This window comes from [Clostridium] scindens, from assembly GCF_019597925.1.
In the GTDB taxonomy this organism is placed as follows: domain Bacteria; phylum Bacillota; class Clostridia; order Lachnospirales; family Lachnospiraceae; genus Clostridium_AP.
Map to the genome: position 1 here is coordinate 1,331,007 of NZ_CP080442.1, position 23,707 is coordinate 1,354,713.

Annotated in this window: 17 protein-coding genes; 11 read left to right on the forward strand and 6 right to left on the reverse strand. The window is 46.5% G+C overall.

Annotated features, from left to right (window positions below; translation table 11 throughout):
• Positions 1-39: 39 nt before the first annotated feature.
• The gene (locus K0036_RS06410; protein ID WP_025644285.1) at positions 40-552 is read right to left on the reverse strand and encodes a ferritin; all 513 of its coding nucleotides are present in this window, start codon (positions 550-552) and stop codon (positions 40-42) included.
• Between the two features lie 161 nt (positions 553-713).
• Here K0036_RS06410 and K0036_RS06415 point away from each other — a divergent pair, with 161 nt between their 5' ends.
• The 4 genes from K0036_RS06415 (at position 714) to K0036_RS06430 (ending at position 7,463) form a co-directional block, all read left to right on the forward strand.
• On the forward strand, positions 714-1,277 hold the full coding sequence (locus tag K0036_RS06415) for a tRNA (mnm(5)s(2)U34)-methyltransferase (protein WP_220430982.1): 564 nt from the start codon (positions 714-716) through the stop codon (positions 1,275-1,277).
• A 343-nt stretch (positions 1,278-1,620) separates the two neighbouring features.
• Positions 1,621-2,955 carry a magnesium transporter gene (mgtE, locus tag K0036_RS06420; protein ID WP_025644281.1) on the forward strand — a complete coding sequence of 445 codons (1,335 nt, stop codon included), beginning with the start codon at positions 1,621-1,623 and terminating at the stop codon, positions 2,953-2,955.
• A gap of 250 nt (positions 2,956-3,205) precedes the next feature.
• Positions 3,206-3,622 (forward strand): helix-turn-helix domain-containing protein, encoded by a 417-nt coding sequence (locus K0036_RS06425; protein WP_220430983.1) that lies wholly within the window; start codon positions 3,206-3,208, stop codon positions 3,620-3,622.
• Complete coding sequence (locus tag K0036_RS06430; protein ID WP_220430984.1) at positions 3,516-7,463, forward strand: YDG domain-containing protein; 3,948 nt, start codon at positions 3,516-3,518, stop codon at positions 7,461-7,463. Before K0036_RS06425 ends, K0036_RS06430 begins: the two co-directional genes overlap by 107 nt.
• Before the next feature lie 59 nt (positions 7,464-7,522).
• On the opposite strand, the gene K0036_RS06435 is transcribed toward K0036_RS06430, so the two are convergent.
• On the reverse strand, positions 7,523-9,484 hold the full coding sequence (locus K0036_RS06435; RefSeq protein WP_220430985.1) for a sensor histidine kinase: 1,962 nt from the start codon (positions 9,482-9,484) through the stop codon (positions 7,523-7,525).
• Positions 9,481-10,155, reverse strand: coding sequence for a response regulator transcription factor (locus tag K0036_RS06440; protein ID WP_220430986.1), 675 nt, complete (start codon positions 10,153-10,155; stop codon positions 9,481-9,483). The genes K0036_RS06435 and K0036_RS06440 overlap by 4 nt, the downstream gene beginning before the upstream one ends.
• Positions 10,156-10,398: 243 nt before the next feature.
• Between K0036_RS06440 and K0036_RS06445 the strand changes: the two genes are divergently transcribed.
• A complete protein-coding gene (locus tag K0036_RS06445) occupies positions 10,399-12,105 on the forward strand; it encodes a hypothetical protein (RefSeq protein ID WP_220430987.1) in 1,707 nt (568 codons plus the stop codon).
• Positions 12,106-12,196: 91 nt separating this feature from the next.
• Here K0036_RS06445 and K0036_RS06450 read toward each other — a convergent pair whose 3' ends face one another.
• Both K0036_RS06450 and K0036_RS06455 read right to left on the reverse strand, forming a co-directional pair.
• Positions 12,197-13,381, reverse strand: coding sequence for an iron-containing alcohol dehydrogenase (locus tag K0036_RS06450; protein ID WP_220430988.1), 1,185 nt, complete (start codon positions 13,379-13,381; stop codon positions 12,197-12,199).
• A 265-nt stretch (positions 13,382-13,646) separates the two neighbouring features.
• The gene (locus tag K0036_RS06455) at positions 13,647-14,528 is read right to left on the reverse strand and encodes a DUF2877 domain-containing protein (protein WP_220430989.1); all 882 of its coding nucleotides are present in this window, start codon (positions 14,526-14,528) and stop codon (positions 13,647-13,649) included.
• 228 nt (positions 14,529-14,756) lie between these two features.
• On the opposite strand from K0036_RS06455, the gene allB (K0036_RS06460) reads away from it, so the two are divergent.
• Genes allB (K0036_RS06460) through K0036_RS06475 form a run of 4 tightly spaced genes read left to right on the forward strand, consistent with a single transcriptional unit; the run spans position 14,757 to position 20,342 of the window.
• Positions 14,757-16,166, forward strand: coding sequence for an allantoinase AllB (gene allB / locus K0036_RS06460; protein WP_220430990.1), 1,410 nt, complete (start codon positions 14,757-14,759; stop codon positions 16,164-16,166).
• 27 nt (positions 16,167-16,193) lie between these two features.
• A complete protein-coding gene (locus K0036_RS06465; protein WP_025644258.1) occupies positions 16,194-17,555 on the forward strand; it encodes an NCS1 family transporter in 1,362 nt (453 codons plus the stop codon).
• 15 nt (positions 17,556-17,570) lie between these two features.
• The gene (allB, locus tag K0036_RS06470) at positions 17,571-18,944 is read left to right on the forward strand and encodes an allantoinase AllB (protein ID WP_025644256.1); all 1,374 of its coding nucleotides are present in this window, start codon (positions 17,571-17,573) and stop codon (positions 18,942-18,944) included.
• A 27-nt stretch (positions 18,945-18,971) separates the two neighbouring features.
• Entirely contained in the window at positions 18,972-20,342 is a 1,371-nt protein-coding gene (locus K0036_RS06475; RefSeq protein WP_220430991.1) for an NCS1 family transporter, read from the forward strand.
• 311 nt (positions 20,343-20,653) lie between these two features.
• On the opposite strand, the gene K0036_RS06480 is transcribed toward K0036_RS06475, so the two are convergent.
• Positions 20,654-21,502 (reverse strand): alpha/beta hydrolase, encoded by an 849-nt coding sequence (locus K0036_RS06480; protein ID WP_025644252.1) that lies wholly within the window; start codon positions 21,500-21,502, stop codon positions 20,654-20,656.
• Between the two features lie 285 nt (positions 21,503-21,787).
• Between K0036_RS06480 and allE the strand changes: the two genes are divergently transcribed.
• Positions 21,788-22,576 carry a (S)-ureidoglycine aminohydrolase gene (allE, locus tag K0036_RS06485; RefSeq protein WP_025644250.1) on the forward strand — a complete coding sequence of 263 codons (789 nt, stop codon included), beginning with the start codon at positions 21,788-21,790 and terminating at the stop codon, positions 22,574-22,576.
• Between the two features lie 70 nt (positions 22,577-22,646).
• Positions 22,647-23,699: an ureidoglycolate dehydrogenase gene (gene allD, locus K0036_RS06490; RefSeq protein ID WP_025644248.1), complete on the forward strand. Its 1,053-nt coding sequence runs from the start codon at positions 22,647-22,649 to the stop codon at positions 23,697-23,699.
• Positions 23,700-23,707: the final 8 nt, after the last annotated feature.

Below are 23,707 nucleotides of genomic sequence, written 5' to 3' on the forward strand. Positions count from 1 at the left end.
ATTACATAACGAACGAAGTTTCCCGCTGGCCTGGCACTGTTATAAAACTAGAGAGGGCGCGGAATATACCCTTGCAGCCAGTTCGGAATCCAGCATATAAAGGCTTCTGGAGTCATGGCCAAAGAGGTTGAACTTGGTGATCAGATCATCCGCATTCTTCTCTTCCTCACCCTGTTCCTTTACAAACCAGTCCAGGAACTGCATGGTTCGGAAATCCTTCTGCGCATAGGCAGCGTCATAGATGGCGTGAATCAGGCTGGTGACATACTGCTCATGTTCAAGGCCCGCTTTTAGAGGATCTTCAAATCCGGCCAGAACAGCCTCAGGCTTATCGATAGATTCCAGTGTTACCTTCTCCCCGTTATTCTGTAAATATTGAATGAAAAGCATGGCATGGTCGCGTTCTTCCTGTGCCTGGATATTATACCAGTTCGCGAATCCATCCAGCCCTTGGTCTTTATAGTAATTGGCGAAATCCAGATATAGGTAGGCGGAATAGAATTCCTTATTAACCTGCGTGTTTAATAATTCAGCTACTTTTGGATCTAACATATTCATTTCCTCCTTTTTGTTTAAGGTCTGCAGAATTTCTGCAAATTTATTATAACATTTTGACGGGATGGTGGCAATGGGAAGTGCCGGAAGGAGTGGAAGTGGATTTTCGGATTCTGATGTGATACGATGGATCCAGAAAAAGGAAGGAGGAAGAATCATTGAGACCATCGCAGATAACGGACTGGTGCCACGCGATTATCCGATCCCAGGCTGCTTACGGGGGATTCTATATTGATGCCACGATGGGAAATGGAAAGGATACGCTGATGCTTTGCACGCTGGCCAAAGAGACTGGAAGCGTGCTGGCTTTTGACATCCAGGATGCAGCGCTTGAAGCCACGCAGAGGCTCCTGGAAGAACAGGGATGCCTTGGGCGTGCCAAACTTATAAGGGACGGACACGAACATATGGACTTGTATGCAGGGGAGGGCACCGCAGATGTCATCTGCTTTAATTTCGGGTATCTTCCAGGCGGGAGCCATCACATAGCCACCCGGGCCTCAACCAGCGTGGAGGCGATCCAAAAAGGATTAAAGATTCTGAAAAAAGGAGGCATGATGAGCCTGTGCATCTACAGCGGAGGGGACACGGGATTTGAAGAAAAGGAGAGGATCCTGGACTGCCTCAGAGAACTTTCGGCGCGGGAGTATACGGTAATCGTAAATGCGTACTACAACCGGGCAAACAACCCTCCAATCCCTGCGTTTATCTTTAAGAATTAACGCTATAAGCCGGAAGATTTACGGGAAGGGGTTTGACATTTCTGGAAGATTGAAGTATGCTTAAAAGGTCCAAAGAATCATAGATGAATATATCCAGGAAAGGAAGGCGAGATTATGGACGGTAATTCGGCGCGAAGTTGTAGCTTTACAATGACAATCGGATACGGGAACACCATAAGTATGCCTTCTTTTAGGATTTACTGTAGGGAGAGGAGGACTCTCCTTCGATAAATGCCTTTTCAACTGAAGGTTTGATTTTGCGTGCTGCCATATCCGGTTGGAGATGGCAGTATTTTTATGCCCGAATGCGCGAAAATAACATTTCAGACAGGAGGCAGAGACAATGGCAAAGAGTATTTTATTAGAATTATTGGAGGCGAGGAACTACAAAGAATTAAAGAGACTGATGGGAGAGTATAATCCGGTGGATCTGGCAGATCTTTTGATGGAATTAAACGACCGGGATCTGGCAATCGTATTCCGGATGATTGAGAAGGATAAGGCAGCAGAAGTATTTTCTTATATGGATGATGACCAGAGGCAGACGCTTCTTGACTGCTTTACCAGCCAGGAAATCAAGCACATCCTGGATTCCATGTATACGGACGACGCGGTGGATCTGCTGGAAGATATGCCGGCCAATGTAGTCAATAAGCTGCTGGATCAGGTGAGCAAGGATACGCGTGCGGATATCAACCGGCTTTTGAATTACCCGGAGGATAGCGCGGGAAGCATTATGACGGTAGAGTATGTGGATCTGTCCCCGGACATGACGGTACGGCAGGCCCTGCATAAGATCCGTACCATCGGAATCCACAGCGAGACGGTGTATACTTGCTATGTGATCGTGCAGAGGAAGCTGGTTGGCATTATTACGGCACAGGCACTGATGACCAATGATGAGGATGTACAGGTGAAAGATCTGATGGAAGAGAATTTTATCTTTATCCGGACCACCGACGACAGGGAAGATGCAGCCAAACTCTTCCGCAGATATGGACTGATCGCAATACCGGTACTGGATAAGGAAGGATTTATCGTAGGGATCGTAACCTTTGATGACGCCATCGGGGTTCTGACGGAAGAGACTACCGAGGATATCCACAAAATGGCGGCCATCGCTTCCAGCGAAGAGTCTTATCTTAAGACATCCGTATTCCAGCATGCGAAGAACCGGATTCCGTGGCTGCTGATCCTGATGTTCTCGGCGACAATCACAGGAGCGATCATCACGAAGTATGAGAATGCATTCCAGGTGGTTCCAATCCTGGTGTCCTTTATTCCCATGCTGATGGATACAGGCGGAAATTGCGGCTCCCAGAGTTCAACGCTGGTGATCCGGGGGCTGGCGGTGGATGAACTGCATTTTTCAGATTTCTTCTCCATCGTGTGGAAGGAATTCCGCGTATCCCTGATCGTAGGAATTGTGCTGGCAGCGGCCAACGGCGTAAGGATCTATCTGGTGCATGGCGGCGATGTGCAGATGGCGATGGTGGTTGCCGCTTCGCTGATAGGAACGATCGTGGTGGCCAAGATGGTAGGCTGCATGCTGCCGATTTTTGCAAAGCAGCTGCATCTTGATCCGGCAATCATGGCGTCGCCCTTGATTACGACGATCGTAGATACCTGCTCCATCATGATATATTTCCGCATAGCGACCCTTGTATTCCGGCTATAGGCGGCGCTAGAAATTTAAGAGATAAAAAAGGGACAAGGATCCCTCACAAGAAAGCAGTAGCATTTTGCTGCTGCTTTTTTGTGTATAAAAATAATTCCGCATAAGAACATGCTGAAGGCATGCGGCAAAGGTCCAATGATAGCAAATAACAACAAAGCACAACAAACGGCGTCTGCAGCCAAAAAACAACAAATTTGCTGTATTCTAAGATAGAAAGCAGACATGATTTTGAGAAAGGAGAGGGTGGCTGATGCAGAAGACAACAGGAAAATCAAAGAAGGAGGTTTCTGTTGTACCGAAAAGAACGGATACAAAAGGCAGCACTGAAAATGAACGGATTTTGTTGGAGAGTATAGCGGGGATACGAAAAGAACTGCATATTACGCAGAAGGAACTGGCACATCTATCAAATAATACACAGCAAGAGATATCCAGGCTGGAACAGAAAAAACACAGCCCTTCCGTCAGAACTTTATGCAGGATACTGGATAGCATTGATTATGAACTGTTACTATCCAAAAAAGATAAGAAGAATACAAAAAAAGAAATGGAGAAAGAGTATGAGAAGAAAAATAGCAGCCATTATCAGCCTTATACTGACAATGACCATGTTGCTGGGGACAATTGCATATGCCAAGGGGACGGATACGGACAAGAAAATCACTGACAATGTAATCTTGGATTTTATAGGATTTGATATGTCTGGCTATAAAGCATATCAGTCTATAGAAATTCCAAAGGGAACACCGGAGAGTGATCTGAGCCTTCCGGATGTTCTGACGGTAAGGATAGAAGGGCAGGAAGAGAATGTAGATATGCCTGTTACCTGGGAGTGCACAGATGATGGGTTTGGAGGGGGTTCTTATCAGGCAGGGCATGAAAATGAAGATGCGGTTTTCACATTTATGCCAAGATGGGAAGAAAACTTTGCGCTGTCTGGTGAATTACAGCAAAAGGCAGATAATGGCGAGATAAAGCTTCCGTGGATAGAAGTAAAGTATCAAAAGGGGGAGACCAAAGAAGATTCGGAAAAAGAAATGGCAAGCGGCGAAGAAAAGCAGGCAAAGAATCTGGAACCGGATTCGTCTTATCCTCAAACTGCCACAAATACTACGGGAACATTAAAGTTTCTTACAGGTTCTTCTGCTATTAGCAGTGAGAAAGCCTTCGATATCAGAGGCCTCAAAGACGGAAGCGAAGTAAAAACCACTTACAGCAATTATGGATATGAATTATATCTGACGGTAGGGGATGTTTCAGTGGATAGAGGAAATATGGAGCTGATATCAAGTTTAAATAACGGCCAGGTAAAGACGGTAAACGGTATGCAGGTACAGCCATTGATTACCTTTACATCCGATCAGGCTTATGTAAAGGTGACCTACAAGGTTTACAATCCGGCTGATACCGCAAAAGTGATAGGACTGTGCGGCGGAGCCGATATTATGATAGGGGGAGATGACAAGGCAGCCATCAATAGCACGTCAACGGGTATTACCATGGTGGAAGGCAGCAAAAATGGAAGCCAGTTCAGCCTCTATTCCAAAAATACATTTGGCGTGACAGCGTTGGATACCTTATGGTTTGGAGAGTATAATCAAAGGCAGTATAATTACTGGAACAGCCGGGAAGGGGGAGATCTGCCCCAGGGAACGGACAGTGGAATTGCATTTTCCTGGCAGAACCGTGCATTGGCGCCTCATGCCTCCACAGAATTTACGCTTCTCTTTGGAGTGGGAGAGCCGGCAGCCCCGCCGGAGATTGATATAGCTGCGGATATAGAATTGGCTTATAGCGCGGCGGACATCGGGGTAAAAGCGAAAGTAAAGGATGCGGATACCAGGACCTATAACGTGTATTATTCGCTGGATGATGGGCAGGAAACCATATTAGATGCAACATTAAAAACACTGGTGGACGATAACTTTACCGAAGACCCGGGAACCCATAAAGGGACTGACCCTATTGCTGCAGATGGCAAGCGCCAGGGAGTGGCCGGTGAGATACCAGTTCCAGAAGAATGGGCAGAGAATTCCGTCCACAAACTACAGATATGGGTGAAAAATGATAAGTACGCCATGTCAGATGTTAAGACCGTTTACATAATGAAAAAGGCAGCAGAAGGCGGAGGAGAAATCGTTGAAGCGAACGAGTATAGCCTGGCTTTTGACGCAAATGGAGGAAGCGGAACTCCGCCTGCATCAATGAAGGCATATGAGGGGACAGATGTGGTCCTGCCGGTGACAGCCCTTCAAAATGATGGCTATCTTTTCGGCGGATGGACGCCGGACGATGGGACAACGATTTACCAGCCTGGCGAATCCTATACGATGCCTTCACAGGATACCACCTTGAAGGCATTCTGGTATCAGACGCTTACGCCGGGGGAAGTCGCTCCTGTCACCGCTGAATATGGGACGGAGATAGCACCGGTAGCCTTAAGCGCGACAGGCGGCAGGGGCAATCTGACCTATGCTGTTGCTCCCGGGACGCCGCTTCCGGCAGGATTAGTTCTGACTGAGGAGGGAATTCTTAGTGGAACGCCCACCGATATCACCAATGGGCAGGTACTTGTAAAAGTAATCATTAGCGACGCAATGGGGGAGACTGCGGAGGCTGAAATACCGATTACAATTGATAAAAGACAGGTGACTGTGAGCGGGGCACAGACAACAGAAAAAGAATATGACGCAGATACATCGATGGATGTAGGCGCTCTTGCTCTGGATAATGTTCTATCAGCGGATTCTATTTCTGCAGCAGCGACAGCAGAATTTACGACTATAGATGCGGCAGAAAATAAAGATATTACCTTATCAGGCATTACATTAAGCGGTACGAATGCAGAGAAATACAGTTGCGAGGAGACTGTAGTAATCAAAGGTAAAATTATTCCCCGTACGATTACGGTGAAAGTAAAAGACGACAGCAAGAAGGCAGGAACGCAGAAACCAGAACCGGAACTTATGGAAGTCTACGACGGGACAAGCGCATTGCAGGGGACGGATACATTGGAAATGCTGGGAACTCCCCGCTACGCCTACCCCGACTTTAAGGATGAGACTGGTTCTTATAGGGTGGTAGTTTCCTTCGACAATGCAAATCGCAATTATAATATTATCTGCCAGGAGGGAACATTATCGGTAGGCCAGGATGCTCCAGTTGAGACTACGAATTATCAGGTATCCGGAATACCAGGCAATGGGGGATGGTATACGAGCCCGATTATCATTAAGCCTCTTGGGGACACATATGACATGTTTGCAGACGGGACTGCTTCGATTGAAGTGAATAACAAAAAGGAAACCATCCAGATCCAGTTAAAAGACAGCCGCACAGGCCAGCTTACTTCCCCAAAGACGGTGGAATTTAAAAGTGATACAGAAGAACCAAGGCTTGGAACCGTTTCCGTCCAAGAGAAGAATAGAGGCATTTTAAGCAGAATTGGACGGACGCTGACATTTGGAAACTTTTTCAAGGAAACCGTACAGGTCACGCTTCCTGTCACCGACAATTTAAGCGGTGTAGAAAAACTGGAATACAGACTACCGGGAGAGGATGGGTACACAGTTGTAACATTAGATCAAACCGTATCCGATGAGGCGGTTTTTGACATTCCTCTTGGAACAAACGGAATAATCAATGTACGGGCAACGGATATGGCAGGAAATATAAATCAGGTATCCAATCTTGAGAAAGATGGAGCAGATGTCTGGATTGTTGAAAATACAGCCCCTGTTATTTCAGAATTTACGGCGGAAGAAGTTTCTAAAAACGGATGGTACCGGACGGATGTGACATTAACAGCGTCTGTAACAGATGAAGAAAGCGGGCTCAATCAGGTGTCATGGACTTTAAATGATGGAGACAGCAATGTACTTCTTGGCAATCCGGAAGAAATGATACAGGAATATCAGTTTAACCAGACCCTGACAAATAACGGGAAGCAGACTGTTAAGGTAAGCGCAGAGGACAATGCGACAAACCAAAGCGCAGACAGAAGCATCACGGTTCAGATTGATAAAGAAATCCCTACCTTAAGCAGTGTAGAAGGAAATCCGGAAAACTGGCAGGAGAAAGAAGCAGAGATTTCATTTAAAATCAAGGATGAGATCAGCGGACTGGACAAAACAGAAGATGTCCAGGTATTGAAAGATGGAAACACGCCAATAGCTGTCATAGCATCCGGGGACACCTATACTTTCACAACAAAAGGAAATGGGAAATATACGGTAAAGGCAATGGATAAGGCAGGCAATGAGATCGCGGAAAGCGACTGCATTATCGTAAGCCGCATAAAGGATCCAGAACCAAAGCCTCCGATAAATGATGAAAGTCTAAAAGGACAGAAAGGCACGGCAGTAAAAACGGGAGATGCATTATCAGCAGGAAAGATACTTTTTTATCTTATCCTTGCCATAGCTGCACTTGGATGCATAGCGATGTGTATGATCGTGAAACAAAAATCAGCACAGGCAAAAAGAAGGCATAGAAGAAATCGCAGATAAGCAGAAGGGGATGTAATGAATTTTACATCCCCATTCATGTTGCAGCTATTAAAATGTCATCAATCCGGCATCCTATTTTCCGGAAAAGTAATATGAAAGGAAGTATATTCTCCGGGCACAGAATCGGCAGCAATGGTTCCGCCGTACTCTTCCATGCAGTTTTTCGTGAAATAGAGCCCGAGACCGCAGAGACCGTTCTGCTTTTTGGTACTGAAGCGGTAGCTGAAAATCTGGCCCAGATGTTCCGGAAGAATTCCTTCCCCGCTGTCCTTGAAAGTAATATGTGCCAGATGGTCTTTATAAAGGGCGCTTAATGTAATCGCTCCCTCGAAGGGCGTATGTTCCGTAGCGTTGATTACAAGATTTTCAAATGCACGGAAGAGGCTTTCTTTGTGCCCCAGCACATAAAAGGAAGTATCCGGGAGAAGAAGCTGATAATGAATTCCTGCGGCATCCGCATAAGGACAGGTTTCTTCATAAACAATGTGAAGAAATGCATTTAAGTCAAATACTTCAGGCGCTGTATTATGGGTAGTTTCCGTATGAAAAAGCTGCAGGCTCTGAACATTATTCTGAATCTGCATGGATTTGCGGTCAATGACATCCAGATAATGCTGGAGTTCCCTGTCTGAGCGCATAGGGGAATTGCGTATATAGTCAATATAAGTATTGATTGCTGCCACGGGAGCCTTTAGGTCATGAGCCACAGCGGACAGGAATTCTTTCCTTTCATCCATCATGCGTGTAAGCCATGCAGTTTTACGTTCTACTTCTTCCTTAAGATGTTCTGTCAGATATTCCCGTTCCAGCAGGATGCGGCGGCTGTAACGTAAAATCAAAACAGTAAATAGAAACACCATAATAAACCCGCAGTATTCTGTCTGCCATCCAAAGTGTAGCGGCTCATATCTGCCGGCAGTCAGATAATCGATCAGAATGCCAAAGCCAAATACTGCATTTGCGCTCAGCATCCAGATATCATCCTGGTTCTGATAAGAAATTATACAGGCAGCCACAATGAGGTAAAAACTTAGAAAGATTTTAAATATGGCCATGACATCCCCGTAAATAGAGACAAAGGATGGCAGGAACGGGAAAAGTACATAGTGTGAAAGCGGGACAAATAGGAGCATGCCAATGCAAAATGCATAGGCAGCCAAGTGGATAATGCGAGGAAATGCGTGGCTGCACAAACGGTACGTCAGAACAGTCATACAAGTTAAAATCACGAAAAAGGATCCGTCTTCCATCACATATGGAAGAACGCCCATATTGATTCCCAGCCAATGGATGAGCGGATAGGAAATATGGACTGCATAGCTGATGCAGAGAATTCCATAAGCAATATATAAAGCCCCGGCCTTCCTGCGAAACCAGATGCTGATTGAAATAACAGCACATCCAAGCGTGAAGAAACATAAGAAGGCATAAAAAATAAGGCGGCAGTTTACCAGATGGAGAATATCGGAGGATGTTCCCAGAACCGGCGGGTAAATCATGCCGCTATAATAATGAGAATAATTTGCCGTATCGATGAGAAGTTCTACATAGCCGGACGGAAGGGAAAACAGGGCATTTCTGATATGAATCTCATAGTCTTTTCTGGAGAGGTTTCCATAAGAATGAATCAATTCTCCATTGACATAGACCTTGCATGCAGAAAAAATCTCAGGAAGTTCTAAGAGCCATCCGTCTGCATTTGCTTCCAAATGCAGCTGCTTTCGATACAGTCCGCGGCCAAAGGGAGACTTGTCTTTATGAAAAGAAGAAAAATTACCCGATTCGCCAATCGTTATATTAGCCGGATTGGAGGTGGGATTTCCGCTTTCGTAATCTGAATAGGAAGTATCAGGATAGAATTCCCAGTCATCTGCCAGGACATAGAAGGATTCATCGTTATCCAGATATTTATTATCCTTCATATAAGTTAGATAAAAAATCAGTCCGATTCCGGCCAGGGAGAGAATTAGAATCAGAGCCGGCCGAAAAAGGCTGTACAATTGTTTTTTTCGCTCCATCATGATTCTGTATACACATACCCCTTTCCCCACTGTGTGCGGATGAATTCTTTATCTGGCGCGGCGGCCTGGATTTTTTTGCGGATTCGTAAAATAAGGACCTGTATGCTGTGGGTATTGTAGTTTTCACCCCACAATGCCTGATATATTTCTTCCTGTCTGTAAGGGATTCCCTTGTGCTGGCTTAAAAAATATAGAATCTGGAATTCATTTGCCGTAAGTTTAAGAGACTGGGTGCCAATATAAGCCTGCTGTTCTTCCGGATACAGAGAAAGAACAGGGGGAGCAGGATGTTTTTGTTCATATGAGGAGGGAATATGCGGGCTGATTCTTGCACGGATCCGCATTTCAAGTTCCTGTAAGCGGTAGGGCTTTTCTACATAGTCATCCGCGCCGCTGTTGAATCCTTTTACAAGAGACTCGCTGTCAGTAAGAACTGTAAGGAAAATGACAGGCGTATTGGTAGTTTTACGCAGGTTATTGCATAATTCGAAACCATCCTGCGCTTCCATTTTAATATCTAGAACCAGACAGTCATAAGACCTGTCTTTTAACAGTTCCATCGCTTCTTCCGCGCTGGAAGCTGTATCTACATCATATCCGTGTTCTGTAAAATAGGACCGGTTTAAAGAAAGTATTTCTATATCATCATCTACAAATAGAAGTCGCTCCATAAGGCACCTGCTTTCATTAGTATCATTCTGGATTATATTCTATATGGAATACAGGCGCTTTGTAAATAGATTTCAATAGAAAGAGAAACTGTTGTTAATCATTGTGAATTCATGATAAGATAAAGCAAATTACAAATTGAGGATAAAAATATGGAAAAAAGATACAAATTTCAGATTATACCTGTTTGTATAATCCTCTTTTTTCTCCTGCCGTTTACAGTGAAGGCGTGGGGACCTCCAGCCTTGGAGAAAGAGGAAGATTTTTTAAAGTGGTATGAAGAAAATAAAGATAAAAACGGCGCAGTATATTCTTTGTCGGGGGATTTAAAACTGGAAAGCGGAGACAAAGAACATCCGATTCGACTTGATGGAACCGGGAATGTCGTGATCGATGCCGGAAGATATGGAATCTTAGTGGATTGCGACGTTTGGATTGATAATCCGAACCTCTGCATCCGGGGAAATAATTTTTTCTGCATCATGGTTCGAAATCATGCAGACCTGGCCCTGAACCAGGGGAAGCTTATTTATACAGGAGAAGATGGCGTGGCGGTTCATGTCGCAGAAGGCACCATGACATCTCCAGGCGTGCCTGATAGGTTTGCAATTCAGGCACAGGGCAGGAATGTAATTGGAATCCAATATGATGGGAGCCATGAAAAAAGCGTATCGAATCTGCATATGGAGCTGGATGGAAGCCAGTCATCCAAAGGAATTGCAACCATGTCAAATGGATACATACCCATTATCCACTGCAATATTCAGGTCACAAGCCAGCAGTCGGCATATGGCGTATATGGAGAGGGGGCCGCAGATTTTCTGATTCAGGAATCTTTTATTTCTGCCAGATGGACGGATCCCGGATGGAATCCCGTGGGGGAATTGTGCAGCGTATACTCTGCGCAAGGAACGGTTGTAAATGATAATTCAAAGTTAGAACCCAAACTGGATAACACAAAGAACTATACCATGATGGAAATAAAGGATCCAAGGCCAGTATATGTAGAGACAGGATCATCCCCGGATCAGTGGGGATTTCCGGAAAGCCTGGAAGTATATGTATGGGAGATGGGACTAGAAACCGAAAGAAAGGTGTCCATACCAGTCACATGGAATGTGAATGAGAACGCATTTGGGAAGCCAGGTTTTGTGAAAGTGCAGGGGAATTTTGAAACGAATGATACAGAGAATGAATATAAGAATCCAAATAATCTCGTGCCCGAAATTACCGTATTATGCCTGCCGCCGGAAAAAATGTTTCTGGTTGGATATAGCATTTTTGAAGATGCTAAGGAAGGAGCACAGCTTGTACTTCCATATCCATATGACGCACAGCGGATGGAAGTGATGTACAGCATGGATGGGAAAGACTTTTCTTATTATCTGTTTGACGGGCAGACCAATGTCTTAGAAGGTATGGAAGAGAGCAAGGATGGAATGTTTTCTTTTTATCTTAATCTTCCGGTGAAAGGGAAAGTGATTTATTTAAAGACATTGGTGTATGGAGAAAGTGTTTTTAAAGGCGAGAGTGCTGTGTGGATGATTGATGGGAGAGTAAAACAGGAACTTCCGGACGGGACAGATAGTTCGAATGGCGGCGACAGAGGCGGACAGACATTGGAGACATCCATCCCTGCCGGAGAAGATGGAGAAGAAGATTTATCTAAGAGGAATGCAGACGGAGGACAGATCACAGTCATAACAAAGGCCGGGGCAGGCCAGGAGACGCCAGAGAATGAAGCGGCAGAAGCAGGAAAAAATAAAGATAGAGAATCAAAGAAAATTGGTAAGGACGTAGAAAAAAAGACAGGGGCAGATTCCCAAAGCGTGTCTAATGGAAACGGGGAAGCTGCTTTTGCAGGTGCTAAAGTTGTAATCACATTGATTGCTGCAATAGGCTTGGCGGCAGCCGGAATAGGAGTCGGGAGAAAAATCTTTAAGAAAAGATAAGGAAAAACAAGCATAACCCGCAGAAAATCGTGTTCTAAAAAGCACGATTTTCTGCGGGTTATGCTTTGCAGGATGCCTTTTGTGGAGACGATTAAATTCCCTGTGCCAGCCGATAGATTTCTGCTATCTGCTCCCGGTTAAGTTCCCGTACTTTTCCGATCGTACGGGTATTGCCAAAACTGCATTTGTCGGCGAGTTCCAGAATCTGCTCTTCGCTTGGGGCAATTCCAAGTTCGTGGAGGCTGGTGGGCATTCCAATGCTTCGAAAATAGTCTTCCATAGCCTGAATGCCCAGAAGGGCCGTCTGCTCCAAGTCTTCACTGTGCGGAACGAAAAGGACATTCTCGGCAAACTTGGCAAACCGGTCCAGGCGGTCCTTGCATACATAGCGGGCCCAGGTACCCCATACGGCAGCAAGGCCTGCGCCGTGAGCGACGTCGAACATGCCGCCAAGTTCATGTTCCAACTGGTGGGAAGCCCAGTCCCCGCCATCGGTACCGCATCCAGTAAGGCCATTATGAGAGAGGCTGGAAGCCCACATGACTTCTGCACGGGCGTCATAATTTTGAGGATCCTTTTTCAGAATCAGAGAATTCTTCATGACAGTGCGAAGCAGTGCCTCGCTGATTCCGTCCGTCATCTCCATATTCGTGCTCTGGTTGAAGTATCGTTCCATCGTATGCACCAGAATATCCACGCATCCGCTCTGCGTCTGGTAATCTGGAAGCGTATATGTAAGTTCCGGATTCAGGATGGCAAACCTGCAGCGGCAATATTCGCTTTTATAGCCACGCTTCTTTAAGCCGTCTTCGTTCGTAATGACGGAGGAGTTGCTCATCTCGCTTCCGGCAGCCGCGATGGTAAGGATGGCGCCAATGGGCAGGCAGGCGGAAGCGGTACGCTTCCTCGCATAAAAGTCCCAGACATCTCCCTCATTGGCAACGCCATAGCCGATTGCCTTGGAGGAATCGATAACGCTTCCGCCGCCTACTGCCAGGATAAAGTCGACTCCTTCCCGCCGGCACAGTGCGATTCCCTCGCGTACTTTGGAGAGACGGGGGTTTGGAACCACGCCTCCCAAAGAAACATAGGGGATGCCTTCGGCATCGAGGGAAGCATATACGCGGTCGAGAAGGCCGCTTCTTACGACGCTGCCGCTTCCGTAATGAACCAGGACCTTCCTGCATCCCTGCTCTTTGATGAGGCTTCCGGTTTTGGACTCGGCCGCTTTGCCAAAGACGACTTTGGTAGGCGTATGATATTCAAAATTTAACATATTAGACACTCCTTCTCACTCATTTTTTCATGACCATTCTATCATATTTAGCAATAACAGGGTATGGTATAATAATATATCATAAAAATTGTCAATACCAGTCGGGTACTTCCTGTTTTTTGCTCCGGGCGCTTGAGGGATTCGTTATGCCCAGCCGTTAGAAAAAAGGGGATTGACCAAATCGAAATTAGACGGTATACTGGTACCATCAAAGACAAGGACGTCGTATCGTGGATACGGCGTCCTTTTTGATTTTAACAGGCGTTTATTGGTCTAGTTTGAGTTCCAGGGCATAGACGATCCCAGATAATGTATCCATGCCGGAAGAATGTCCGATCTCAGAAAAAGATTTTAAAATATCTCCGGACGGTGGCAGCAAGGTCAGCGAGATCACGGCGCGGCTGAAATGGGATGCTAAGGCACAATCAAGGAAGGCCCTGCTGATCTCGTTTGTATTGGCAAGCCGTGCGCGTATCTGGCATCCAAGTTCCAGAGTGAAAGGATGCGAGCCCTGATTTCGGAGGAGGAGGCCAGCCAATACGCCGCACAGGAAATCATCGCCGCTGGGGGTAAGGCCGATCCCAAGTCCGAGAAGTCCGGCTAATGTGCTGGCAGCCTTCTCATACTGTCCCTCCTTAAGAAGGAGCATGCAGGACGACATCCGCTTCCTGGCAGTTTCAAGGATGAGATCAAAAGGTTCTGCCGAACCCTTATAGGAGTCGGACAGCAGGCAAAAGCCTCCGACGTCCGAGGAGGACAGGACGCTATGCAGCCTCTCGCAAAGTCGCGCGTGGGAAAAGCCTGGGGGCAAAGAGGCCAGTCGCGATTCGTAGATCTCTTCCGGCTGATATAGAAAGGAAGACGAACATCCGGCAGACGCAGAGTCAGGCATAACGATCTCTATCCGATCGCCCAGGACATTCACAGGCTGGCCGGAGCGGATAGGAAGCTGATCCATGGATCGCCCCTCCATATCCGTGATCAGGCTGATGGGAGACAGAGGGGACGCGGCTGACTGCAGTGCCAGCAGATGCTGTCCTAATTGAATGTTGATTGTTTTCTTATAAACAGAGTGGACGGTTCCAGATATGCACAGGCCTAATATATGGCTGGCATAAGCGGCTGTCGCAGTAATTACATGGTACATGGTATAAATACTCCTTTGTCTACAGATTCTAACAGATAATAGAATAAATTACAAAAAAAATGAAAAACTAATTTTTTTTATACATAACAGACAAAAATGACGTATTTTTTTCGCTTTCATGTAATTGTTTTTCAATATTGTATCTAATAAAATACACTTATGTATTATGAATGGTTAACCAAAGAATGACAAAAAAAAGACAAGGCGCCTTTTGTAAGGAGGAAAACAATGTATGATTTAGTAGTAAAAAATGGTAAGCTCGTAACTCCCGACCGCGTTTATGAAGCCGATATTGCAGTAAAAGACGGAGTCTATTCTGCATTTTTGGCAAAAAGGTCAGAGGCTGCAGCAAAAGAAGTAATTGATGCAAAAGGATGCTATGTATTTCCGGGCATTATTGACTGCCATGCACATTTGAATGAGCCAGGATTTGAATACCGGGAAGACTTTGAGACAGGATCCAGAGCGGCAGTTGTGGCGGGCTGTACTTGCCTGATCGATATGCCATTGAACAATGACCCATCCTTAATGAATAAGGAGATCTTCGATCTGAAGATGGGACGCATTAGCAAGCATTCGGCTGTTGACTTTGCTTTATGGGGCGGTATTGTCGGAGATTATGACAGTCAGCCGGGATCGGTAAAGAATAATATGGATGATCTTGTGGACCTGCATCACTGCGGCGTAGCGGCATTCAAAGGATTTACCTGCCCGAACGGCGATCTGTTCCCCACTGTCAACATGGGAAATGTAAGAAAGGCATTGGAGATACTCAAGCCATATAATGCGCTTTGCGGCTTCCACTGTGAGGAATTCGGACAGGTGCTGGAGCGGGAGAAAGAGGCAAAGGCAAAAGAAGGAAGAACCAGCGACGAGAAGATCAGAGACTTTCTGGATTCTCATGATGTATGGACGGAGTATGTGGCAACCAAAAATGTCATTGACATGGCAAGGGCCACAGGCGGAAGGGTCCATATCTGCCATGTAAGCCATCCGATGGTGGCCCAGGTAGTGAAAGACGCCATCCATGAAGGACTTAAGATTACCGCGGAGACCTGTCCGCACTATCTTGGATTTACAGAGGATTTTGTATTTGAGAAGGGCGCTCCGGCCAAATGTACGCCGCCAATGCGGACAAAAGAAGACATGGAGAAATTATGGGATTATGTGCTGGATGGAACCTTATCCTGCGTTGGAAGCGATCATTCTCCGGCAGCAGATGAAGAGAAGGATAATGCCACAAAAGACATCTGGCATGCGTGGGGCGGACTGAATTCTATCCAGTTCTTCCTCCCAATGATGTTTGACATGGTAGTGAACAAGAAGGGATTAAGCCCTACGCTGATTGCAAAAGTTATGGACTATAATCCTGCCAAAGTATTCGGGCTGTATGGTCAAAAAGGCGCGTTTGAACTTGGATTTGACGGGGATATCGTAATTGTTGACCCCGAAAAGGAATGGGAATGCAGGCAGGAGGAGCTGCTGACCAAAGGTCATGTGTCCTGCTTCGACGGACTGCAAGGAAAGGGAACGCCAATATGCACCATTATCCGAGGCAAGGTGGTTGCTGCTGATGGGGCTTATAAGGAGGATGCGATCGGCTACGGTAAATATGTGACGCCTGTGAAAGCAGACTAATCAGCATAGGAATTAAGGAGAGAGAATATGAGTGATGTGAATAATGAAGTAAAACAGGGAGCCGATTCTTTAGCGCCAATTAAGGATAAAGACCGGATTATGGGGTGGGGCTCTTACTTGATGCTCTGGCTTGGTGGATGTATTTCAATCGGAACGCTGACCATGGGCTCAGCCCAGCTGGATAAGGGATTGAATCTGATGCAGGTGTTCCTCGCCGTGCTGATTGGTTCCACGATCTTGGTTATCGGCATCTGCGCCAATGACCGATTCAGTTATAAGTCAGGGGCTCCGTACGCGATTCAATTAAAAAGCGCGTATGGGACGAAAGGAAATGTCGTACCGGTTATGATCAGGGGGCTGCCTGCCATTGTTTGGTATGGTTTTCAGACATGGCTTGGAGGTTCTGCGATTAACCAGATATCGATTGCTATATTTGGGTATGATAATGTTGTATTATTCTTCATTCTGTTCCAGGTGCTTCAGATCATCCTTTCCGTGAAAGGATTCCAGGGCATCAAATGGGTGGAAAATGTAGGCGGCGTGGTAATCGTCTGCGCGATGCTGTATATGCTCTTTGTATGCGTCACCCAGTATGGGGATGTTATCGGGGATAAGCTGATCAGTAAGGAAGGAACATGGGGAATGCCTTTTATTGCGGCAATCATAGCCTTCTTTGGAAATAGTACGACGGTCATGCTGAATGCCGGCGACTATTCCCGGGAATTAAAATCTGGATTTTCCGTTGGGAAGCGTGGTGTTGCATACTTTATCGCTATGGTGCCTACAACTGTACTGCTGGGGCTGATTGGAGCCATGGCTTCTACTGCGACAGGCATTGCCAACCCAATCAATGCGTTTTCCCAGATGGTACATAATAAGGTTCTGCTGATCGCAACGCTTGGATTCATTCTTTTTGCCCAGATGACCACGAACCTTGCGAGTAATGTGGTGCCGCCGGCATACGCATTTATGGACGCTTTCAAGATGAAGCACAGGACGGCAGTAATCCTGGTAGGGATCCTGGCAGTATGCACCTGTCCATGGATTCTGACGAATGACAGTTCTGCCGCTGGGCTGGATATGTTTGTAAAGATCTATACGGCCTTCTTCGGACCGATCTTTGCGGTATTGATCACCGATTACTATATCCTGCATAGAGGAAAGGTGGAAGGCGAGAAACTCGACGACCTATACGATGATAAAGGAAATCATGCAGGCATTAACTGGGCGGCCATTATCGCAACCGTGATTGGCGCTGTCATCGGACTGATTAATGTAGACATTTCCTTCTTCACAGCAACAATCCCGACAGGGCTGGTATACTATTTCTGCATGAAAAAGATGCCGTCCTGCGAAAGATTCAGGAAAGGGACTTCTTTAGAGAAGTAACAGGAGGCACGACTTATGTATGATGTTTTAGTAAAAAATGGGAAAATCGTAACGGCAGATGCCGTATTTGATGGAAATATAGCAGTAAAAAATGGAAAGATCGCCGCCCTTATGTCAGCAGGCGAAGAGCCGGAAGCAGCGAAGGTCATCGATGCAAAGGGGAACTATGTGTTCCCCGGAGCGATCGATACGCATGCGCATCTGAATGATCCGGGGTATGAGTGGAGAGAAGATTACGAACATGGAACAGCGGCTGCCGCTCTGGGCGGATATACGACCGTGATCGACATGCCGCTTCAGAATGAGCCTGCCATGACCAATGCGGATTTATTTGACAAGAAAGTCGAGAAAGTAGACAGCAACGCTTATGCGGACTACTGTTTCTGGGGCGGGCTGATACCGGATAATTTTGAGGACTTAAAGGGGATGCATGACAAAGGATGCGTGGCGTTCAAATCATTTATCGGACCAGTATCTCCGGACTATAGTTCTCTTAACTACGGGCAGGCATATGAAGCAATGCAGCGCATCAAAGAATTCGGCGGACGCGCAGGGTTCCACTGCGAGGACTTCTCTATGATCAAGTGGCAGGAAGCCCGCATGAAAAAAGAAGGCCGCCTGGACTGGCAGGGATTTCTGGATTCCAGGCCGGTGATCGCAGAAATGGTTGCTACCGTGGATATGATCGAGATTGCCAAGGCTACTGGATGCAAAGTCCATATCTGCCATGTCAGCAGCCCGGATGTGGCTCAGAAGATTAAAGAGGCCCAGCAGGAAGGCTATGATATAACGGCAGAGACTTGTTCCCATTACTTAAGCCTGACGGATAAAGATGTAATTGCAAATGGCCCGATGTTCAAGTGCGCGCCGCCGCTTCGCTCTCAGGAAGAAGTGGACCGCCTCTGGTCTTATGTGGAGGACGGAACTTTCAGTGGAATCGCAAGCGACCACTCCCCTTGTTCTTATGATGAGAAATTCAAGGAAATTCTTGGAAGCAAGATTGAGAACGTGTTCGACGTATGGGGTGGAATCAGCGGAATCCAGAGCGGCTTCCAAGTTGCCTTCAACGAAGGCTGTACAAAGCGCGGCGTGAATCCAAGCGTACTCGCGAACGCAATGGCAGTACAGCCGGCAAAGGCATTTGGCATCTATGGGAGGAAAGGCGATATTAAGCCTGGATTTGATGCGGATCTCGTGATTGTTGATCCGCAGAAAGAGTGGGAGATCACCAGCGAATCGCTTCTATATGTGAATAAGATTTCCGCATTCGTGGGAATGAAAGGGAAAGGACTTCCTGTGTGCACCATCATCCGCGGAAATGTAGTAGCAGAAGACGGCAAGATTACGGCAGAAAAAGGCGTAGGAACCCTGATCAGAAGATTGGGCTAGCCTACCGGCAGATCGAAAGGAGAGAGAATGAGCAATATTATAGAAAATATGGATTTGAATCCGGAACTGGTTCAGAATGTAGACCCGGACCTTCAGCCCACAAAAAAGAGGATCATGGGATCATTGTCCTATACGGCAAGTTTTATGGGAGGGTGCGTATCGATCGGTACATTCTCTATGGGCGCGGGCCTGATCGGGGTATTGACGGTAGGCCAGGCGATTCTTGCCATGGTGATCGGATGTCTTGTGATTGCTATAGCGCTGGTAGTGATCGGAAACTGCGGGCATAAGTATGGAATTCCTTATACCATACAGCTTAGGAGCAGTTTTGGTACGGCAGGCGTCAAGGTTCCAGGACTCTTAAGAGGCGTGCCGGCAATTATCTGGTTCGGTTTCCAGAGCTGGGTTGGCGCGGGAGCCATCAACAGTTGCTTTAAGATATTATTCGGATTTGATAACCTTCCGGTTATCTACGCATTATTTACCATCCTGCAGGTTGCCCTCGCGATCAAAGGATTTGAAGGCATTAAGTGGCTGGAGAACATCTCCTGTATCTTCATCATCGCGATTCTGGCCTATATGCTGTATGTAGTCAAGACACAATTTGCGACAGAGATCGATGATGTGTTTTCAGGAATCAAAGGAACATGGGGAATGCCTTTCTGGGCAGCGACTACATCCTTCCTGGGGATCTATTCAACCATGATCATCAACGCATCCGATTATTCCCGGAACGTTAAGGAAAAAATCGGACCTGTCTTTACAGGCAGCATATACACCGTTGCGATTCTGCCTGTGACATTATTCATGGGGCTGATCGGACTTCTGGTTACGGCAGCGACAGGAAACAGCGATCCGGTAGTCGTATTCTCCACAACCATGGGAAGCAAGTTCCTTACAGTCGTAACGCTTTTGTTCATCGCATTTGCACAGGTAACGACGAACGTGCTGAACAATATCGTTCCCCCGTCCTATGTACTTATGGAATCTTTCCACATGAAATGGTCCCATGCGACCATCGTGGTAGGCATCCTCTCCGCATGCTGCATGCCCTGGAAACTGGTTACAGACCAGTCCGCAGCCGGACTGAACTTATTCACCCAGTTCTATTCCGCTTTCCTTGGCCCAATCTTCGCGGTTATGGCGGTAGATTACTATATCCTGCGCAAGAAGAAACTGGATATCAACAACATGTATAATAAGCAGGGCGTATTCAAGGGCGTCAACTGGGCGGCGATCATCGCCATCATCGTCGGCTCCCTGTGCTCGCTAATCATCGTACAGCTGTCATGGTACGTAAGCCTGATCCCGACGGGACTGGTGTACTACTTCTTGATGAAGACAATGAAAAGCGCCAAGCCATTCAGGACCGGGACAATATTTGACACCAATATTTGACACGTAACATTTTTCAGATGGACACGTAACACTTTTCAAAAATGTTACGTGTCCATCTTACATAACTGGTGGAAAAAAATTGAAAAATGTCCGTGCTAAATTTACAAAACTGGTGCGGAAAATTAAAATCATTATAAAAAGCAGAGTTTACGGAGGGAACATTACTGAAAAGTCCTGATAAACTCTGCTTTTTATAAAAGGTATAACGGAACTATCAATTTGGTAACGGATAAATTTTAATTTGACACACCAGTTGTGTAGGAGTAACACGTGACACTTTTCAAAAATGTTACGTGTCCATCTGAAAAATGTTACGTGTTAAGTTGAAGAAACTCCAGGGACTCCAAAAGTAGTTTTTTTGTAAAGGGGTTCTCTTCGTCCCGGTCAAAGTCGTGGACATTCCCGGGGGCAATGAACTGGCGGGGCTGGTAGCGGCTTGACAGTTCCAGGAATTCCGCGTAAGGCACGTCCGGGTCATTGGTGCTGTGGGCGCAGAACAACGGGCAGGGCAGAGATGGGCAGGCGCGAAGCGTATAGTCCAAGTAGAAGTATTTTTCCCGTCCCTCATAGAGCAGGGAGCGCCAGGAGCCGGTCTGCCTTGCATAGACATAGACGCTGTAGTGCGTATCCAAAGCGCCTTGCGCGTGCAGGTCCGTGCCCGCGTGATCCAGGCAGGAAGCATCGACCGCGGGTAGCGAGCGATAGTAGTCGCTTGGCGTCTGAAACCAGTTGTCGCACAAGAATCCATATCCATAATAAGAAAGGATTCCTCTAGGCGCGGTGGGAAGATCTCCCTGGGCGGCCGCCAGGAGGCAGAGATACGCGCCGGCAGAGCGCCCCCACAGGAAGAAAGGCAGGTCTAAGCCGCAGTAAGCCTCCGGGTGCTCCACATAGTGGGCGATGGAAGAGCAGACGTCGTCCAGTATCACATCCAGCTTTGCGGCAGGCGCAAGCGGATAGTCATACGAGATAATGACATAGCCCGCCTTGGTCAGCAGGTCCGTATGTAAGGCGGGAAGATCGTCCCGCCTTCCGTAGAGAAGCCCGCCTCCATGGAAATAAAGAATACAGGCTTTAGGCGTCACGCCACTGTCTGAATAGATGGTGGCGTATTTTAGATAAGCAGTGCTTGGAAGTTCGAATTCCCTTGTCTCCTTCATAATATAAGTCTCCTTTGAAAATAGAATAAATTATGGAAAAATACATAGAATCTTTTTTAATAATCCGAATGACTGGATGATGGGAAAATCATCCGCCAACTAAAGATATTATAGCATAGAACTGTAAAAAGCGTACATGTTAAAAAAATGACAATAGGGTATAAAGTAGATAAAAACAAATTCTGGTTTTGTCTAAAAATATAATTGAAAAACGGAGGGCATATTGGCATAATTAGGGTATAAAAACTGGTTGACCACAAAAAGAATGAAAGAGAGGATTTTAAAATGAGTTATTTGAATAATCAGGTAGGATATCGAGAGGATTTATTGACAACACGTTCCGTAATCAAGAAGGACAATTATGTTATCCTTGAGCCAGACGGACTGGTAAAGAATGCAATTCCAGGCTATGAGAACTGCGATGTAACGATCCTTGGCTCTCCAGCTATGGGAGCATCTTTTGCAGATTATCTGGTAACGGCAAGAGACGGCGGAAAAAATGATGGAATTGGCGGAGAAGGGCTTGAGACATTCTTATATGTGATCTCTGGAGAAGTGACGGTAAAGAATGCGGACAAGGAAGAAGTTCTTACAGAGGGCGGATACATCTTCTCTCCTGAGAGCAACAAGGTTTCTTTCGCAAACAACAGCGGAAAAGAAGCAAAACTGTATGTTTACAAGCGCAGATATGAGAGAATCGAAGGATACAGCGCATATACGGTAGTAGGAAACGCCAATGACCTTCCATGGGTAGAGTACGAAGGAATGGAAAACTGCCACATTAAGGATTTCCTTCCGGCAGCAGGAGACTTTGGATTTGATATGAACATGCACATCCTGAAGTTCAAATTAGGCGCATCTCATGGCTACATCGAGACGCACGTTCAGGAGCACGGCATGTATTTCCTGTCTGGAAAAGGAATGTACCGCGTTGATGACGAGTGGATTCCGGTAAAGGCTGGAGACTACATGTTCCTGGATGCATATTGCCCGCAGGCATGCTATGCAGTAGGCCGCGAAGAAGATTTCGCATACATTTACTCCAAAGACTGCAACAGAGACGTGCAGCTGTAAAATGGAATACAAGAAAAAGGAATAATTGATATAAAAGATATAGAAGAAAAGATATAGAAGAGGTGTTAGAATGAAACTTTCCCGCGATGAATTAAAGGGATTAATGAAAAATAAATTGATGAAGGCCGGACTTAGCGCAGAACATGCGGACATGACCGCGGAGATTCTTACATGGTCAGATGAAAGAGGTTACCACTCCCATGGGGCAGTGCGCGTGGAATATTACAGCGAAAGAATTGCCAAGGGCGGAATCACGGTAGATCCGAAGTTCGAGTGGAAAGAGACGGGCCCATGCTCTGCAATCTTCGAGGGAGACAATGGCTGCGGATATGTAGCCGCAACTCTGGCTATGGAAAAGGCAATCGAGATGGCAAAGAAGACGGGAATCGCTGTGGTAGGCATGCGTAATATCTCTCACAGCGGCTCTATCGGATATTATACAGAGATGGCTGCCAAGCAGGATCTCGTAGCAATCTCTTTCTGCCAGTCTGACCCGATGGCAGTGCCCTATGGCGGAACCGAGCCTTACTATGGAACCAACCCGATCTCATTTGCGGCCCCGACTGCGGATGACAGGACGGTGGTATTCGATATGGCTACCACAGTCCAGGCATGGGGCAAGATTCTGGATAAACGGTCCAGGCATGAATCCATTCCGGATTCCTGGGCTGTAGATGAAAAAGGGCAGCCAGTAACAGACCCAAGCCTGGTAAACGCCCTGGTTCCGATTGCAGGAGCAAAGGGATACGGCCTTATGATGATGGTGGACATCTTCGCAGGCATTCTGCTGGGAGTTCCATTTGGCAAGCATGTAAGTTCTATGTATCATGACTTGTCTGAAGGCAGAAATCTCGGACAGATGCATATTGTAATGGATCCTTCCAGATTTGTCGGACTGGATGCATTTAAGAAATCCATGTCCCAATCTCTGGATGAATTGGGAGAAATGCCCGCAGCAGAAGGATTTGGCAAGGTAAGCTATCCGGGCGAGCGCGCGGTGATGAGACGCGACAAGGCCTATGCGACAGGCGGCGTAGAGATTGTGGATGAAATCTACGACTATCTGGTAAGCGATACGATTCATTTTGACAGATATGACCATAAGAACAGATTTGCCGAATAGAGGAAGGA

Excerpts from the sequence above, each read along its gene's own strand:
- K0036_RS06410 (WP_025644285.1), bottom strand. The coding sequence starts at position 552 with ATGTTAGATCCAAAAGTAGCTGAATTATTAAACACGCAGGTTAATAAG.
- mgtE (WP_025644281.1), top strand. The coding sequence starts at position 1,621 with ATGGCAAAGAGTATTTTATTAGAATTATTGGAGGCGAGGAACTACAAA.
- K0036_RS06425 (WP_220430983.1), top strand. The coding sequence starts at position 3,206 with ATGCAGAAGACAACAGGAAAATCAAAGAAGGAGGTTTCTGTTGTACCG.
- K0036_RS06430 (WP_220430984.1), top strand. The coding sequence starts at position 3,516 with ATGAGAAGAAAAATAGCAGCCATTATCAGCCTTATACTGACAATGACC.
- K0036_RS06435 (WP_220430985.1), bottom strand. The coding sequence starts at position 9,484 with ATGATGGAGCGAAAAAAACAATTGTACAGCCTTTTTCGGCCGGCTCTG.
- K0036_RS06440 (WP_220430986.1), bottom strand. The coding sequence starts at position 10,155 with ATGGAGCGACTTCTATTTGTAGATGATGATATAGAAATACTTTCTTTA.
- K0036_RS06450 (WP_220430988.1), bottom strand. The coding sequence starts at position 13,381 with ATGTTAAATTTTGAATATCATACGCCTACCAAAGTCGTCTTTGGCAAA.
- K0036_RS06455 (WP_220430989.1), bottom strand. The coding sequence starts at position 14,528 with ATGTACCATGTAATTACTGCGACAGCCGCTTATGCCAGCCATATATTA.
- allB (WP_220430990.1), top strand. The coding sequence starts at position 14,757 with ATGTATGATTTAGTAGTAAAAAATGGTAAGCTCGTAACTCCCGACCGC.
- K0036_RS06465 (WP_025644258.1), top strand. The coding sequence starts at position 16,194 with ATGAGTGATGTGAATAATGAAGTAAAACAGGGAGCCGATTCTTTAGCG.
- allB (WP_025644256.1), top strand. The coding sequence starts at position 17,571 with ATGTATGATGTTTTAGTAAAAAATGGGAAAATCGTAACGGCAGATGCC.
- K0036_RS06475 (WP_220430991.1), top strand. The coding sequence starts at position 18,972 with ATGAGCAATATTATAGAAAATATGGATTTGAATCCGGAACTGGTTCAG.
- K0036_RS06480 (WP_025644252.1), bottom strand. The coding sequence starts at position 21,502 with ATGAAGGAGACAAGGGAATTCGAACTTCCAAGCACTGCTTATCTAAAA.
- allE (WP_025644250.1), top strand. The coding sequence starts at position 21,788 with ATGAGTTATTTGAATAATCAGGTAGGATATCGAGAGGATTTATTGACA.
- allD (WP_025644248.1), top strand. The coding sequence starts at position 22,647 with ATGAAACTTTCCCGCGATGAATTAAAGGGATTAATGAAAAATAAATTG.